General features: G+C 61.6%; 10 protein-coding genes. 2 read left to right on the top strand and 8 right to left on the bottom strand.

Features of this window, described 5'->3' with window-relative positions; genetic code table 11:
* Nucleotides 1–108: 108 nt before the first annotated feature.
* The 6 genes from HX811_RS01695 to HX811_RS01670 are packed head-to-tail and all read right to left on the bottom strand — an operon-like array spanning nt 109 to nt 7,369.
* Nucleotides 109–1,506, bottom strand: a complete 1,398-nt coding sequence (locus HX811_RS01695; RefSeq protein ID WP_177044492.1) for a sigma-54 dependent transcriptional regulator — start codon at nt 1,504–1,506, stop codon at nt 109–111.
* A complete protein-coding gene (locus HX811_RS01690) occupies nt 1,496–3,274 on the bottom strand; it encodes a HAMP domain-containing sensor histidine kinase (RefSeq protein ID WP_102369840.1) in 1,779 nt (592 codons plus the stop codon). The genes HX811_RS01695 and HX811_RS01690 overlap by 11 nt, the downstream gene beginning before the upstream one ends.
* Nucleotides 3,274–4,398, bottom strand: a complete 1,125-nt coding sequence (locus HX811_RS01685) for a GNAT family N-acetyltransferase (protein WP_177044491.1) — start codon at nt 4,396–4,398, stop codon at nt 3,274–3,276. Before HX811_RS01685 ends, HX811_RS01690 begins: the two co-directional genes overlap by 1 nt.
* Before the next feature lie 16 nt (nt 4,399–4,414).
* A complete protein-coding gene (locus HX811_RS01680; RefSeq protein ID WP_003216475.1) occupies nt 4,415–5,281 on the bottom strand; it encodes a carboxylesterase in 867 nt (288 codons plus the stop codon).
* The gene (locus HX811_RS01675) at nt 5,278–6,672 is read right to left on the bottom strand and encodes an aspartate aminotransferase family protein (RefSeq protein ID WP_003216473.1); all 1,395 of its coding nucleotides are present in this window, start codon (nt 6,670–6,672) and stop codon (nt 5,278–5,280) included. Before HX811_RS01675 ends, HX811_RS01680 begins: the two co-directional genes overlap by 4 nt.
* Nucleotides 6,665–7,369, bottom strand: coding sequence for an MtnX-like HAD-IB family phosphatase (locus tag HX811_RS01670; RefSeq protein ID WP_177020513.1), 705 nt, complete (start codon nt 7,367–7,369; stop codon nt 6,665–6,667). The genes HX811_RS01675 and HX811_RS01670 overlap by 8 nt, the downstream gene beginning before the upstream one ends.
* Nucleotides 7,370–7,599: 230 nt before the next feature.
* Here HX811_RS01670 and HX811_RS01665 point away from each other — a divergent pair, with 230 nt between their 5' ends.
* Complete coding sequence (locus HX811_RS01665) at nt 7,600–8,370, top strand: MipA/OmpV family protein (RefSeq protein WP_177044490.1); 771 nt, start codon at nt 7,600–7,602, stop codon at nt 8,368–8,370.
* 203 nt (nt 8,371–8,573) lie between these two features.
* Here HX811_RS01665 and HX811_RS01660 read toward each other — a convergent pair whose 3' ends face one another.
* Nucleotides 8,574–9,227, bottom strand: a complete 654-nt coding sequence (locus HX811_RS01660; RefSeq protein ID WP_177044489.1) for a DsbA family oxidoreductase — start codon at nt 9,225–9,227, stop codon at nt 8,574–8,576.
* Between the two features lie 62 nt (nt 9,228–9,289).
* Nucleotides 9,290–10,309: an alpha/beta fold hydrolase gene (locus HX811_RS01655; protein WP_177044488.1), complete on the bottom strand. Its 1,020-nt coding sequence runs from the start codon at nt 10,307–10,309 to the stop codon at nt 9,290–9,292.
* Between the two features lie 203 nt (nt 10,310–10,512).
* Here HX811_RS01655 and HX811_RS01650 point away from each other — a divergent pair, with 203 nt between their 5' ends.
* Entirely contained in the window at nt 10,513–16,089 is a 5,577-nt protein-coding gene (locus tag HX811_RS01650; protein ID WP_177044486.1) for a dermonecrotic toxin domain-containing protein, read from the top strand.
* Nucleotides 16,090–16,159 lie beyond the last annotated feature (70 nt).

Here is a 16,159-nt window from a genome sequence, read left to right as displayed (position 1 = left end):
TGGTCTTTGCTTTTAACACTCAGGTCGGCTCTCAGGCCGCCGTGTTCTTGCTTTTGATCTTGACCTGACTGCCCCAATAAGCCCGAGGCCGAACACAGGTTTAGCCCCCTAGCGAACAATCTTGTCCACCTGAATCCCCAGCTTCTTCAACCGATACCAAAAACTGCGCTCGGAAATCCCGATCTTCTGCGCCGCCGCAGCCTGCACCCCGTTGCTCTCCTGCAACGCAGCCATGATGTAAGCCTTCTCAACCTCAGCCAGCGCCGCATCCAGATCCTGCGGCACACCCGGCCCGTTGCTGAGTATCGCGCCCACCCCATCCTCAGCCGGCGTCGAAGCAAACAGATACGCCGGCAAATCAATATCCTCGATCACCGGCGTCGCCGCGACAATGGTCGCCCGTTCCACACAGTTCTGCAGCTCACGAATATTGCCCGGCCAGGAATACGCCGCCATGGCCTGCAACGCCTCGGGGCTGAAACCGGTGATGCGTTTGCCCGCCGTGGCACTCAAGGTCTGGGCAAAGTGCCGGGCCAGCGGCGCGATATCTTCCACCCGCTCACGCAAGGCCGGCAGCGGAATCGGAAATACGTTCAAGCGGTAGTAAAGGTCTTCACGAAACTCTTTGTTCGCCACCGCATCCAGCAAGTTCTTGTTGGTGGCAGCGATCACTCGCACATCCACCTTGCGCTCGCGCGGGTCACCCACCGGCTCGATCACCCGCTCCTGCAAGGCCCGCAGGATTTTCGCCTGCAACGCCAACGGCATGTCACCCACTTCATCGAGAAACAACGTGCCCTTGTCGGCCTGCATGAAGCGCCCGACCCGGTCCGCCACCGCGCCGGTAAAGGCGCCCTTGCGGTGGCCGAACATCTCGCTTTCCAGCAAACCTTCGGGGATTGCCGCGCAGTTGACCGCCACAAACGGCTTTTCGGCGCGGTTGCCGTGCTTGTGGATGGCGCGGGCGACCATCTCCTTGCCGGTGCCGCTTTCGCCCGTCAGCAGCACCGTAGCGTTGCTGTCGCGCACCGAGTCCACGGCGTGCAGCACGCGGCGGAACGCCGGGCTGTCACCCACCAGGCTGTCGAACTGCGCATGTTCATCCAGCTCGGCACGCATGCGCGCGTTGTCGCGCATGATGTCGCGAAACTGCAGGGCCTTCGCCACCGTGATGTCCAGCTCGTCGATATCGAAGGGCTTGGCGATATAGTCGTAGGCGCCGTTGCGCATCGACTGCACCGCGTTTTTCACGGTGCTGTAGGCGGTCATCACGATCACCGGCAACTGCGGGTAGCGCACCTTGATTTCCGCCAGCAGCGCCGGCCCGTCCATGCCGGGCATGCGCCAGTCGCTGATCACCAGGTCGATGTCTTCCTGCTCCAGCACCTTGAGCGCGTGCAGGCCGTTGCCGGCGGTAAACACCTGGATCCCGCTCTGGCTCAAGGCCGACGAAAGCAAGTCACAGAGCTTGGGTTCGTCGTCAACTACCAATACGTTATGCGTCATCACCATCCTCATCATCGCCGTCGTCTGCACCCTGGGCCGGAATGTACAGGCTGAAGGTGGCGCCGGCATCTGTCTCGCTGACACATTCGATGCTGCCGTCATGACTTTCCATGATCGAGAAGACTTTGGCCAGACCCAACCCCGTACCCGAGGCCTTGGTGGTGACGAATGGTGTGAAGATCCGCTCGATCATGTCCGGCGCAATGCCCTCGCCGGTATCGCCGATGCTGATCACCGTGTTGCCGCCCACGCTGTGGATGCCCAGGGTCAGGCGCCCGCCTCCGGGCATCGCATCGATGGCGTTGAGAATCAGGTTCAGGCACGCCTGCTTGAGCTGCTTGGCATCGGCATAAATCGTCGCACCGGGAGCCGCATCATCAATTTGCGCGTCGATGTTATGGGTCGCAAGCTCAGGCCCGCAGAAGCCGAGGATCTCCTCCACCACCGGGCGTGCCGCCTGCACGGTGCGCAGCGGCGCACTGGGTTTGGCGAAGTCGAGGAATTCGGTGATCAGGTCGTTGATCCGGCTGACTTCGCTGATCACGTATTCGAGATGGCGTTTGTCGGTTTCCGGCAAATCGGCGCGGCGATGCAGCAACTGGGTGGCCGTCTTGATAATGCCCAGCGGGTTGCGGATTTCGTGGGCCAGGCCCATCGCGACTTCGCCCAGTGCATGCAGGCGGTCGCGGCGGCGCAGTTGCGCTTCCAGGTGATGCAACTCACCGAGGCGCTCGGTCATGTGGTTGAAGGTGCTGCTCAGTTGCGCCAGCTCGTCGCCGCCGCTGACCGCCACACGATGCTGATAGTTACCCGAGATCACCGCGCTGACGCCTTCGGACAGATCGCGCAATGGCCGGGTCAGGCGCTGGGACACCAGCATGCCCGCACCAAGGGACAACGCCGAGCTGAGCAGGAAGATCAACACGAACAGATTGCTCTGGTTCACCAGGCCCACCAGGCTGGTATGGCGCAGCAAGCCACTGAAGATCACCCCTTGCAGCTCGCCGGCATCGTTGAAGATCGGCCAGTACAAACCGCTGTAGTTGTTGGTGAACTGTTCGCTGGGCTGCTTGGTGCTGCGCAGCGCAGATTCGATACTCGAAGGAATCCGCGCGGGGTGATCGACAAAGCGCTGGGTGGAGAAAATCTCCGAAAACCCGCTGGGGTTGGCCAGGTACAAGCGCAGGTCGAGGGAATGCACATCGGCCACGCTGGTCAGGAAACTGCTGTCCAGATAAGTGGCCACCAGCAGTTGATAATCGACGCCGTCCTCGCTGGTCTCGAAGGTGGACACCACAACCCCGGTGGTCACGCCACCCACTTCGACCGTCTGCAACACCGCATTACTGGCCAGGTTTATTTGCTTGACGATGTCGTCGGCGGCGGTTGTAAACACGATTTTGTGGTCACTGCTGCGGATCAGCGCGACCACGTCGATGTCGGTGGCGGCGGCAATATCAGCGGTCAGCTTGTCGTGTTTCTCGGCCTGGCGTGACGACGGCGGCTTGGTATAGCGCAGGAACAGTTGGGCGACCCGGGCGTTGTCGTGGAGGATGTCGCCGATCTCGTCCTTGACGATCTTGGTCGACTCCTGCAGCCAGATACGCACGTTACTGTCGAAGATCTGCGACAGCGTCGTCGCGGCCAGCTCCGCCGCGATCATCGTCGGGATCACCGTCACCAGCCAGAACGCCAACACCAGCTTGCGCTGGACGCTCCAACGCGAAATGGCAAAGGGGCGGGCTTTTTGGCGGGTCTTGTTGATCATCAGGTTTCGCTTATCGCAGCAGCCATGGCAGGGTCGGATCGATCCGGTCGGAGAAACACTTTTGCAACGAACAGCGCACGGTTGACCAGCCAGTTACGGTGGCGGAAAAACATGCTGTTGCCCTGGAACTCGCAGCCCAGCAGCAACTTGCTGGCATAGCCGGCCTGACCACATTCATATAACGCAATATCGTTGCGAATACAGTAGTCGATGTTGGTTAACCAACTGCGCACCGCCAGGCTGTATTCGCGACTGTAGTCACTGTCTTCGCCGAAAAACTTGTCAATCAGGCGATCCTGGTTCAACAGGATCAGGTTGAACGCCACCAGTTGCTCGTCCACCCAATAAAGCACACAGACCGCACGTTCCTGCAGCTGTTCAAGGATACCGGTGAAATAGCCTGCCGGCAGTCGCTCGAACTGCAGGTCGGAGCGTTCCAGGGTGGCCTCATACAGCGCCATGATGCGCGGCAGTACGTCGTCGATGTTGCGTCGCCACTCGACACGCGGCCCCGGCGCACGCAGTTTGCGGCGCAGGTCCTTGCGGGTGGCTTTGTCCAGGGAACCGAGGTAGGCGTCCACTGAACCAAAAGGGATCGGCAACAAGGCCGTTGGCAGGCTGGGCATGCTCTGGAAACCCGCGCCAAGGCAGCTGTTTGACCAGCCTTCGTCCCTGGTCGGTGCATCCTTGACCGCCACCAGCCCGACGCCGAACGCATCGGCATCCCGGCGTGCGGCGGCGAGTAACTGCGCAAGCAACGCCTCGCGCCCGGATTCGGCAACATGACTGGCGATGCCCGCATTGCACTGCTCCGCCACCGGCGAGCCGATGGCATACAGGCCCAGCTTCAAAACACCCGGCCACAGTCGCTCCAGGCGCTCGGTAAAGCGCTTGCCTACGCCTGACACGGTGGTGTCGAGGCGATACCGCGTGATGAACGCCGGTGCGACCGCCACCAGCCTTGCATCGTCAAACACCGCGAGGTAGCGCCACTGAAAGTCATCAATAGCGGCATTTTCCACGGCCACGTAATAGTCCCAATCCTCCAGGGCATCGGGAAAACAGTCGTTCCAGGCACTGCGTTCGATGGCCCGAATGGTCGAAAAGGCTTGGGCGGTGATCACGTCAAATCCTTAGGGTTCAAGCTAGCTGTCGATAATCTTCAGGTGCCTCTGTGGCGTGTGCGTGCTGCCCGACAAACTCGGCACTCAACTCGATCACCCGACGGTATTGCAGGTCGACGGTGATCATGTGGTAGCAGTTGTCCAGCAGGATCTTGGTCACGGGGCCGCCGAGATGGCGTTCCACGTAATCGGCGTTCCAACGGCTGGTGATGTCATCCTCGATGGAATGCAGCACCAGGGCCGGGGTCTTGATCGATGGCATGAGCTTCTTCACCACGGCATTCATCCAGTGCAACTCGCGCACCGTGACGCCCTCCATGGTCAAGAGACCCGCCTCGCTGCTCTCCCCTTCCTTCATCTGCCGCTCGACGATCGCCCGCAGGCGCTCGTTCTTGATGCCGTAGGGCGGCTTTTCAGTAAAGCGGAACAGGCGCACACCGAAGGGAATACGGATCAGCAAGGGCGTGATGAACGCCATCTTGTTGATGCTCCAGCCGTCGTACTTCAACGTCGTGGAGTACATCAGCAAGCCGGCAACCTGGCCGGGGAACTGCGACGCCACGTACATCGACATCACCGCGCCCATCGACAAGCCGCCGACGAACACCTGCTCGTGGCGCTGTTTCACCGCGACGAAGGTCTTGCGCACGCCTTCGTACCAGTCCTGCCAGCCGGTGGCTTGCAGGTCGCTGTTGTCCCCGCAGTGGCCGGCCAGGGTCGGCACGTACACCGTGCAGTTACCGACCTTGGCCAACCCCTGGGCCACCCGACGGAGTTCCGTCGGGGTGCCCGTCAGGCCGTGGATCAACAAGATCCCAATCGGACCGCTACCGAGAACGAAGCCGGCATCACCTTCACCGAGGTCGATCTCGTGGCTGCTCACCGTTTGGTCGCTCGCACAAGCAGTTGCTCGAGCAGCTTCAGGCCCAGGTCGATTTCCGGGTAGCTGATTTCCAGCGACGGTGCCAGGGTGATCACGTTCTTGTAGTAGCCGCCCACGTCGAGGATCAGGCCGAGTTTCTGACCGTCAACCACCATGTCGCCCTTCATGCCTTCCTCGACCATGTAGTCCAGGGTCGCCTTGTCCGGAGTGAAGCCGTCCGGGCCGCAGATTTCGCAGCGCAGTGCCAGGCCCAGGCCGTCGACGTCGCCGATGATCGGGAAGCGCTTTTGCAGCTCTTGCAGGCCGGCCAGGAAGTATTTGCCCTTGGCCATGACCATCGCGCCGTAGTCGACTTCGCTGGTCATCTTGAACATTTCCAGGCCTACCGCGGTGCCCAACGGGTTGGACGCGAAGGTGGAGTGGGTGGAGCCTGGCGGGAAGATCTTAGGGTTGATCAACTCTTCCTTGGCCCAGATGCCGCCCAGCGGGTTCAGGCCGTTGGTCAATGCCTTGCCGAAGACGATCACGTCCGGCTTGACGTCGAAGTGTTCGATCGACCACAGCTTGCCGGTACGCCAGAAGCCCATCTGGATTTCGTCGACGACCATCAGGATGCCGTGCTGGTCGAGGACCTGCTTGAGCTCGCTGTAGAAGTTCATCGGCGGGATCACGTAGCCGCCGGTGCCCTGGATCGGCTCGACGTAGAAGGCGGCGTATTCGCTCTGGCCGACTTTCGGGTCCCACACACCGTTGTATTCGGTTTCGAACAGACGGGCGAACTGCTGCACGCAGTGGCTGCCGTATTCTTCCTTGGTCATGCCTTTAGGGCCGCGGAAGTGGTACGGGAACGGAATGAAGTTGGCGCGCTCGCCGAAGTGGCCGTAGCGGCGACGGTAGCGGTAGCTCGAAGTGATCGACGAAGCGCCAAGGGTACGGCCGTGGTAGCCGCCTTCGAAGGCGAACATCAGGCTCTTGCCGTTGGTGGCGTTACGCACCACCTTCAGGGAGTCTTCGATGGACTGCGAACCGCCCACGTTGAAGTGCACACGACCGTCGAGGCCGAATTTTTTCTTGGCGTCGACTGCGATCATTTCCGACAGCTCGATCTTGCCTTTGTGCAGGTACTGGCTGGCGATTTGCGGGAGGGTGTCGATCTGCTGTTTCAGCGCGTTGTTCAGGCGCGGGTTGGCGTAACCGAAGTTAACGGCCGAGTACCACATTTGCAGGTCGAGGTAAGCCTGGTCTTCGGTGTCCCACACGTAGGAGCCTTCGCAGCGGCTGAAAATGCGCGGCGGGTCGATGTAGTGAACGGTGTCGCCGTAGGAGCAGTACTTGGCTTCTTTATCCAGAAGAACCTGGTCTTCTGCGGTAGCGATGCGGATATCAGACATGGTGGAAGAGTTCCTGATTGTCGGAAGAGGTGCTGAAGGAGGTGGCGTTGGCGGCGATGCCCTGAGGCAGCTTGGCCAGCAATGCCGGCAGTTCGGCGAAGGTGTCGAACCGCGCGTAAGGGATGTTGTTGGCTTCGCAGTAGTCGGCCAGGCTGGCCTTGGCGAAGACGAAGTCGGCGGTGGAGGCCACGCACATGTCGGACTTGCCGTCGCCGATCACCAGCACGCGCTTGTTGCGCGGCGTGGACTTGCACTTGCAGTTGCCGGAGGCGGCACGGCAGGCGTCGCTGGCATACGGGAAGTCGATGCGCCAGCTGTTCTGGTCGACCTGGCGCAGGCGGTTGGCGAGGATCGGCAGCAAGGTCACGTAGTTGCGCGAGAGAATCCGCGCGATGCCTTGTTCGATGCCATCGCTGACCACTTCAATGGAAGCGCCCAGGCCCATGACATGGTCGACGAAGTCCGGGAAGTCCGGGTCGATCTCGACGCTGTCGAAATACGCCAGCAACTCGGCCGGGGTCGCCTTGATCAGCGCCAGTTGACGGCTCAGGCATTCGCGCGAACCGATGTGCCCATCCAGCCATTCCTGCTCGATGGTTTCCCACTCGGGGCCGGCGAAGCGTTGGAGGACGTTGTCGATGACGTCGGTAGGGGTGATGGTCCCGTCGAAGTCACACACGATATGCCAGTGGATCATCTGCATTTACCTATGAAGTAGGAGCGCGCTGTTGCGCTTGCAGAGTGCTAGAGCATGGACTGTGCCAAGTGCTCGCACCCCCTGTTTTCAAAGGGTTTGGCGGGTATTTGCATTTGGTTGTGTCGGAACTGGCTACAATTTTTGTAGCTTGCTACAACCTAGATGAGTGCTTGCCTAAGGTCGGGTGTTTGCGCGTTCATGCGCGCATGTTCACAAAAGGAAATGGCTCCATGTTCAGGGTTACTTTTGCTGTATTCACCGGTTTGCTGGGGCTGTGGGGCATTTGCGGCGCTGCGCTGGCGGACGGAATTACCGGCGAGGTCGGCGCAGGCGTCAGCTATCAGCCCCATGATCCGACGGGCAGCCGCTACGAAACGCGGCCGATCCCGTATTTCGATCTGGATTGGGGGAGTGTCAGCCTGGGTACCGACGATGGGCTGACCTGGAGTGCGCTCAATACCAACGGTTTTACCGCGGGGCCCTATATCAATTACCTGCCGGGGCGCACGGCCAATGGCTCGTTGCGTGGGTTACGCGATGTTTCGGACATGGCCGAGATCGGCGGTTTCATCCAATACGCTCCGGCTGATTTCTGGCGGGTGTATGCACAGGTGGGCCAGGCCGTGGGCGGGGCGCGTGATCAAAGCGGCGTGGTGGGCAAGCTCGGCGGCGAGTTGGGTTATCCGTTGGGGAGCGGCATTATCGGCAGCACCGGCCTGATGGCGCACTTTGCCGATGCCCGCCAGGCGCAGACGTTTTTCGGGGTGGATGCCAATGAGGCTGCGGCCTCCGGGTTTCGGCCGTATAACGCCAGTGCCGGGTTTCAGAACCTGACGTTGACGCAGAGTTTTGAGTTTCCTTTGGATGCGAAGTGGTCGCTGTTGACCAGTGCCAGTTGGATACACCTGGTGGGGTCAGCGGCCAATAGCAGCATCGTCAAGGAGACCGGGGATGTGAATCAGGGGCAGGTGCAGACGGCCATCAGCTATAAGTTTGATTGAAGCAACAGCAAAATCAAAGGCGGGCACGCTCCAAATGTGGGAGCGGGCTTGCTCGCGAAGGTCGTTAACGATGACTCGGGCATCCTGATTCAACGCGGCGCCCTCTGGTTCTTCGCGAGCAAGCCCGCTCCCACATAAAGCGGCTCTGCGTTTGCTTCTAACACTCAGGTCGGCTGCTTTTGATTTTTATCTGACAGCCCCATTCAGCCCTTGGCCTCACTGATAATCTGCCGAATCGCCCCGACAAACGCCTCAGCCGGCTGCCCACCACTCACCGCATACTGGTCGTTGAACACGATGGTAGGCACAGAAGTCACCCCGCGAGATACCCACAACTGCTCCTGCTCCCGCACCTCGGCGGCATATTCGTCCGAAGCCAGAATTTCCTCTGCCCGCACACGATCCAGCCCAACACCCCCGGCAATCCCCGCCAACGTCCCGTGATCAGACGGATCCTGCTGGTCAGTGAAATACGCCTTGAACAATGCTTCCTTGAGGTTGTACTGCAACCCCTCAATCCCCGCCCAATGCAACAGACGATGCGCATCAAATGTGTTGTAGATACGACTCTGCCCGTCGGTACGAAACGCAAACCCCAACTCCGCACCCATATCACGAATCCGCGCCCGGTTAGCCTGGGACTGCTCAGCCGTGGAACCGTACTTTTCAGTGATGTGCTCGGTAATGTTCTGCCCTTCGGCAGCCATGTTGGGGTTCAGCTCAAACGGCTGGAAATGAATCTCGGCCTGCACCTCCGGACCCAGTTGGTCCAGGGCCTCGGTCAAGCCACGCAGGCCAATGATGCACCAGGGACACGACACGTCGCTGACGAAATCGATTTTCAGGGGAGTACTCATGACTAGGCAACCTCGCTGGCATTAAACGCCGGAAAGGTCCCACGATACACCCCGTCAAGCCCTTACAAAACCTTCGCAGGCACCACCGGGTCGATCTGCGCCCAATGCGCCGCATCCTGCCGATGCTCCTGCAAGTAGGGCAAGACCGCCGCCAGCAACGGCGCCTTGAACGCCTCCTGGAAACGATGGGCCAGCCCCGGAATCAGCCGCAACTGGCTGCCCTGGATATGCGCCGCCAGGTGCACTCCATGCATCACCGGCAACAACGGATCGGCCGTGCCATGCACCACCAGCGTCGGCACCCGCAGTTGATTGAGCAACGGCACTCGGCTCGGTTCGGCAAGGATCGCCATGATCTGGCGCTTCACACCGTCAGGGTTGAACGCCCGGTCGTACGACTGCGCCGCCTGCTGCAACAGCACCTTGCGATCATCCTTCACATAAGGACTGCCCAGCGCCGCCAGCAGGTCGGCCTGTTGTTCCAGGGCCACTTCACGATTGGGCGCGCTGCGGCGCGACAACAGTTGCACCAGCGCCGCACTCGGTGCCGGCAGGCCTTCGGCGCCGGAGCTGGTCATGATCAGCGTCAGGCTTTCCACCCGTTGCGGCGCCATGGCCGCCAGGTGCTGGGCGATCATGCCGCCCATGCTCGCGCCCAGCACGTGGAATTGTTGGATGTGCAAGCCGTCCATCAAGCCCAGTGCGTCGTCCGCCATGTCGGTCAGGGTGTAGGGCGCCGCCACCGGCAGGCCGAGCTTGTAGCGCAGCACTTCGAAGGTCAGGTTGGCGCTGGCCGGTGCCTGGCGCCAGGTGGACAGCCCGACATCACGGTTGTCATAACGAATCACCCGAAAGCCCTGCTCACACAGGGCTACCACCACTTCGTCCGGCCAGTGGATCAACTGCCCGCCCAGGCCCATCACCAGCAGCAAGGCCGGGTCGGAGGCACGACCAATGCTCTGGTAGGCCAGGCTCACCTGGTCCAGATCAACCCGTTCAGTCGGGACATTCACATCACATCGAGAAGCCGCAAAGGACGGCAGGCCGAATAACAGAGCGGCCATGAAAAACAACACGCGCATGAAAAACACCGAAACGCAGAACCCCAGTAGAGCGCGAGTCTGATGAACTTTGTACAAGCGCGCTGCCACAGTTCAGTGACAGTTTGATGAAGGGCGCCCAACGGTCATCCGCGTATCTATCTATCACCTCACGCCCTGGCCCCGCCTTTTTAATGGTGCATTCACCGGCAAGCCCGGTCTCACCAGAGCATGAACACACCATCATGAGTGACCTCACCCTACTTCCCCCGTCTGCCACCCTGAGCGACTTCGCCTCACCGTCGCTTCCAGGCCAGGCCCGCCTCCAGGACCAGAGCCTGTCCCTGCAAGCCTCAGCGCGCTGGCGCGAAAGCCAACAGGAGCTGCATCAACTGATTGCCCAGGCACCCGGCGTACGTGACTCCATCGAACAACTGCTCACAGAGCATTGGCAACTGGGCACCGCACCGGTCGGCCTGGGTTTTCTCAAGACCGAAGATCACGACGAGCACTTCGTCAGCCTGGTGGATGCCTGGGGATTTATCTGCCAGTTTCCAGACATCTCCCCCACCCTGGATGCCCGCAGCACCGTGGTCGGCCTGGCGTCCCACCGCCTGTCAGCCCTCACGCCCGTGCAATTGCTCAAGCGGCTCCAGGCACTGGGCCTGGGGAAACTGCTCAGCGCCCGCTGGGAAAACTATTGGAGTACCCGGGCGCCGGGTACGCCGTTGTCCCGTCGCGAGCGGGCGGCACAACTGTACTGCCAGCATTTCGAGGCCTGCGGGCAATCGGCCTATGCCCAGGGAAGACTGGGTGCCCAACAACTGATCTCGTTGCAGACAGTGCTCAACCCGGTCACCACCCCCAATGGCATACGCCCCGTCGAGACCTGCCAGCTGGCGTTGCTGCTGCCCGACTTGAGCAAGGTCAAATTGCCTGGTGCCTGGGTCATCTCCGTGGGCCAGGAGCCGCTGTTGACACAAACCCTGTACTTGCCCTGCCGGCAACCCGGCGTGATGGTCTTCAGCCAACGCAGCGACATGGAGCAGTGGCTGGTCGCAGCGCATCAGCAACTGATCCCGCCGGACGTCGCGGCTGACGCTGTCACCGTCGAATACAGCTCGCGCACCGAACCCCTGGAGCACGGCATTCTGGACCTGCTGTCGCACCTGCACGCGGCTCAGCTGGAAAGCCTGCGCAACCGTCATCGCAATGGCAGTGACCTGGCCCGTTACGCCAGCCATGCCCTGGATGATGCCGACCGCCTGGACAGCCAGCGCCGGAAAATCCCGATGCTTATCGCACCGCATCAACCGGCAGATACGCCCGGCCCGGACGCTGACGACCTGCCTCCTGCCCTGCCCTTCGGCCATCTCAGCGCCGACATTGCCCTGGGCCAACGCTGGGCCGCGATCAGGCTGCAACGCAGCGCACTGGAGCGCTTCCTGGGCGATGGCCCTGAGCAAACCGCCCGGCTGGCGCAGTTGAAGGGTTTGATGCAAGCGCTGAAAGACGCAGAGCAGGCCGGCAATGATGCCGCCAGCGGCCTGCTGGCAAAAAAAGCCGCCTTCGATCAACTTGAGCTGAGGCAAAAACCCAATCCGGACTATGACGCGCTCTACCAGGCGCGGCTCGCCGCCCTGCGCGCCGAGGGCGCCATCCAGCATGCGCTCCAGCAGATCAGCGATGAAGAACACGGCCTGCTCCTGGCCGTCACGGAACACCCCGCGGCCCCGGAACGCCGCCCGGCTGTCGCGGTGACCCGCCTGATCCTCTCCAGCCGTGACCCAAGGGAAGGTTCCGAGGAGCTGACAGGCCTGTTGCTCATCACCCAGACCAGCGCGCTGACCTCTTCGGCGCCCCACAGCCTGTTGCTGTACTGGCCCGGCAATGCAGGGGGCCTGCAGCGTTTCGAATCCCGCCAAGCCCTGGAACACTCGCTGTTCAAGCTGTCGAGCGAAGCGCAGGACGTCACCCTGCAATTGTCGCCGCTGACCGGCGACCCGATTGAATACTCGTTGCAACAGCAGCTGTACGCCAGCGAACAACAGGCGTATGCGCTGATCTCCCTCTTCCCGGTGCCTCCGTTCGGCCAGGAGCGAACCGAAGCCCTGGACAAACTCAAAGAGCAAACCCTGTTTACCCTGCAAACCCCGATGTGCCCGGCGCGGGAACTGGCGTACGGACAACTGCTCGAACAACAACGCAGCACCACCCTGGCCGGGTCATTGCCTGGGGAGTTGAGCCAGTTGCCGGCAGATGAACGCCTGGCGCTCAAGCACCTGATACACGCGCAGATCAGCGCCCTGCATCGCTCGCAGCAATTGCTCGAGCGCGAGCTGGAACCCTTCGACGACTTCGGCCAGCGCCGCCTGGACCAACGCCTGCGCGAAGACTTCCAGCTTGAACACACCTGGTCGGTGCAACTGGACCTGCCCGACACGGTCAGCCAGGAGCGCGAATACCTGTCCGAATACGCGGGCCCGGGTACACCGTTCAAGTATGTGACGGTGCCCAGTACCCGCCGCAGCACCCTGTCATTGTTGCAACTGGCCCAGCAAAACATCGACCCGACGCTGGCCCAGCGCCTGACCTACATGAAGCTCGATGTCACCGGCCCCAATGCCCTTGAAACCACCCGGCTGACCGCCGGCCTGTCCCTGGAGTACCTGAAGACCCTGGTCAAGGAACTCGACCTCGCCGGGGCCTACGAAAGCTTGATCACCCGCACCTTCCTCGGTGATCCCGCGGCGGCGCCTTTCACCACGCAGCACCGTCGCGAATGCCTGACCGAGCCGCTGCGCCTGATGCTCATGCTGCAAGGCAAACGCGCGCGGGCCCTGGGGCGATTCGACGACAACGATCTGCGGGTGCTGAACATCGCCATCGACGCCGACAACGCGGATGCCTGGCAGGTGGAAGACAAGAAAATCGTGCTGCTGCCGGCCACCCTGAGTGCGGGCGGTGAAGATACCGACTTCGGTCCGACCACCCTGTCAGGGGTCACCTTCATCCAGGAACAAATCTCCGGCACAACCCTGCTGTACCTGCCAAACAGCCCGGACAACCAGGATCTGCGGCGCTACGCGAGCCTGGAACTGGCCCGCAAGGCGCTCTACGACCTCAGCCTGGTCAGCGGCATGAGCGCCTACCTGGCCGGCCTGGCCATCAAGGGCGACACCGCCGCCCACCTCGCCCGGATCGCCCAGGCCCAGCAACGGAATTTTGATCCGGTCTTTGCCGTCGGAACCCCGTGGCCGGCCACCACATCGCTGGCCGCCCATTTGCTGAACGCCCATATGGGCCGCGTCATAGAAGCGCATCGCGCGACCTCGCGCTCCAACGCGGCCTTGTTGCTGGAGCAGAATGCGCTGCGCGCCGGGCTGATCTTCAACTACCTGAAAATCGCCCTGGGGCTGGTGCCTTTCGTGGGTTCGGTCGTCGCGTTGTATGACGCCTGGTCCAGTGCCAACCTGGCCACTGCTGCGTTCCTGCGCGGGAACGTCGGCCATGGCCTGGCCGAGGTCGAGGCGGTGCTGTTGTCGCTGATCGACTGCGCCATGGATATTCTGCCGGGCAGCCTCGCCCTGCCGGTCAACGCCCGCGCCGCCACGCGCCAGCGTCAATTGCGCCATCTGGCCAGCAGCGCCGCCAGCCTGCACCTGCCCTCGGTCACCCAGGCTCGGCGGGCGGCACAGCGTTTCGCCGGTTATGAATATGAAGGAGTGATCTCGCTGTCCGGGCTGCACCCTCAAACCCACGGTTTTTATCGCAACGTGTACCGGCATACCGAAGGCGACTTCATCGTGCGGCGCGGACGCATCTATCAGGTTGAGCTGGCCGGCGATCCCCTGGACTGGCGCCTGAGCCCGACCCGCAGCAAAACCTACAAGCAGCCGATTGCCCTGGATGAAAACGGCGAATGGGACACTCACTACGGCGTCTACGGCAGCGCATTCAAGGGCGGCCTGGCGGGTGGCGGCAGCGTGCTCGGGCATATGGCCGAAGTGCTTGATCCGATCTGGCCCCAGTCGATCCGTGATTACTTGCCACGCTGGTGGACCGACCGCGCCCTGCGCCGCCAACAGGCGCTGGCCAACAGTATCAACAGCCGCGAAGACCTGATTGCGCTCTCCATTAACCGAACCGAAGAACTGATGGCCCGCACCGACAGCGCAGGCCCGGCGATCCGCAGATCCTTCGAGCAGGACATCGAACTGTACAGCCGCCAGTATCAGGAACTGACAGAGTTCGCGCCCTTTACCAGCGGCAACCGCCAGCGCGCGATCAGAGAGGACATGAGCCGCAACGCGGCGCGCCTGACCCTGACCACCCTGAACCGGGCGCGCTATCACTTCAAGCAGATCGAGGCACGGATCCTGGAGCTTGGAACCCATAACATGACCGCTATCTCCCCCGAGGTTTTCGACACCTTGGCAATCGTTCCCGCCATGCTGGAGATCCTGCGGCAGCGTAAAAGAATCAGCAGCGAGATTCTGCGTGACTTGGACCGGATCGATGCCGACTTTTCCCAGTTCAACCGCTGGTTCGATCAGGTTACCGATGCCGCACACCGTACCCGGCTAAGCCCGATGCTGGAGCAATTCCGACGTACGCTCAATGACAGCTACCGCACGCACCTGAAATTGTTACACCGCTTCGATACCCTTGAGACTTACCCCGAAGTTGCCGAGCTGTCTTGGTTCTACTTGCGGGCCCAGGCCCGGGAAAGCTACGCCAAAGTCAACCGGGCATGGGCTTCGCATTTTGAACTGCCCAACGCCAGCGCCAACATCACACAGCGGCGCAAGGTGCTGGAAGACTGCATACAGGCCTATGAACAATTCCGGCTGACCATCCGCACCTGGAACCTCGGTTACCCGCAGCATTTCGACCAAGCGCAACTCAGTGCGTTTTTCGTCGACATTGACCAGATGATCGAACTCGCCCGCCGGGCCATCAAGGAGTCGCCGGCAAGCCGCCCACCGGCCGGGCAACCTGTGCGGCGGGTATTCGACACCGAGGACAATATTTCCCTGGTGGGCACCGAGAGCATCGACCCGCAAACCCAGGCCACCACTTACCGGGTTGAGAGCGCCAGCGGGCGCGTCGAGACCTGGGTGAAGGGCCCCGGCGGCAAATCCCGACTCAAGGACAGTGCTGCCTCGGAACCTGCGCCTCCGGAGTCCAACGTCAAGCCGTTCGTGGTAAGCGAAGCCAGGGCTCGCCTCGACAACGTCGCGCAGTACGAAAGCCGCGCCATCGCCTACACCGAGCAAAAAATGCTGCCGGTGGACCTGGAGCACCTGCTGGTCAGTGAAGCGGCCGAGTTGAACCTGCGGGCCAATCGCCTGGAACGCCTGGACCCCACCGAGGACCTCGTGCGCCAGCTGCGGGCCAAGGCCGCGGAGCTGACCATCAAGGGCCGCAACCTGCGAATCCGCCAGACCCTCGCCAGCAAAACCCCTACCGAAGGTTATCTGGACTACCTTCGCGAACAACGGGTGGTGGAGATTCGCAAGGGCGAACCGGCCCGCAACCTCAATGAAGGCAAGAAAGGACGGGCGGATTTTCTTCAGGAATACGTGATTCAGGACCTGACACAAACGCCGCCCGCCACCCTGTGGTACGCGCACTTTCATTACGACAAGGCCGGGGCGCAGTTAGACGAGTTCATCAAGGCCCACTTGAAGATTCCCGAGCAGCGCAACCTGGGCCTGCAATGGCAAGTCGCCCAGGCGCAAGCCGGGGCCACGGTAGATCCTATCTGGCGCGGCAATATCGGGCGAGCGCTGGCCACCCGGCACTTTGCCGGGGTGTGAAGACGGCGGGACTTGAGCACGACGGTCGACAGGCCTATCAACATGAGACAAACTCAACCGATCCGAATTT

Source organism: Pseudomonas sp. F8002, assembly GCF_013385495.1.
Lineage (GTDB): Bacteria > Pseudomonadota > Gammaproteobacteria > Pseudomonadales > Pseudomonadaceae > Aquipseudomonas.
The sequence above is the reverse complement of the archived record's forward strand: the minus strand, read 5'-3'. Positions and strand labels throughout refer to the sequence as shown.

What these genes read in the sequence shown, in the direction of transcription:
- HX811_RS01695 (WP_177044492.1), bottom strand. Translation starts at nt 1,506, where the DNA reads ATGACGCATAACGTATTGGTAGTTGACGACGAACCCAAGCTCTGTGAC.
- HX811_RS01690 (WP_102369840.1), bottom strand. Translation starts at nt 3,274, where the DNA reads ATGATCAACAAGACCCGCCAAAAAGCCCGCCCCTTTGCCATTTCGCGT.
- HX811_RS01675 (WP_003216473.1), bottom strand. Translation starts at nt 6,672, where the DNA reads ATGTCTGATATCCGCATCGCTACCGCAGAAGACCAGGTTCTTCTGGAT.
- HX811_RS01670 (WP_177020513.1), bottom strand. Translation starts at nt 7,369, where the DNA reads ATGATCCACTGGCATATCGTGTGTGACTTCGACGGGACCATCACCCCT.
- HX811_RS01665 (WP_177044490.1), top strand. Translation starts at nt 7,600, where the DNA reads ATGTTCAGGGTTACTTTTGCTGTATTCACCGGTTTGCTGGGGCTGTGG.
- HX811_RS01660 (WP_177044489.1), bottom strand. Translation starts at nt 9,227, where the DNA reads ATGAGTACTCCCCTGAAAATCGATTTCGTCAGCGACGTGTCGTGTCCC.
- HX811_RS01655 (WP_177044488.1), bottom strand. Translation starts at nt 10,309, where the DNA reads ATGCGCGTGTTGTTTTTCATGGCCGCTCTGTTATTCGGCCTGCCGTCC.
- HX811_RS01650 (WP_177044486.1), top strand. Translation starts at nt 10,513, where the DNA reads ATGAGTGACCTCACCCTACTTCCCCCGTCTGCCACCCTGAGCGACTTC.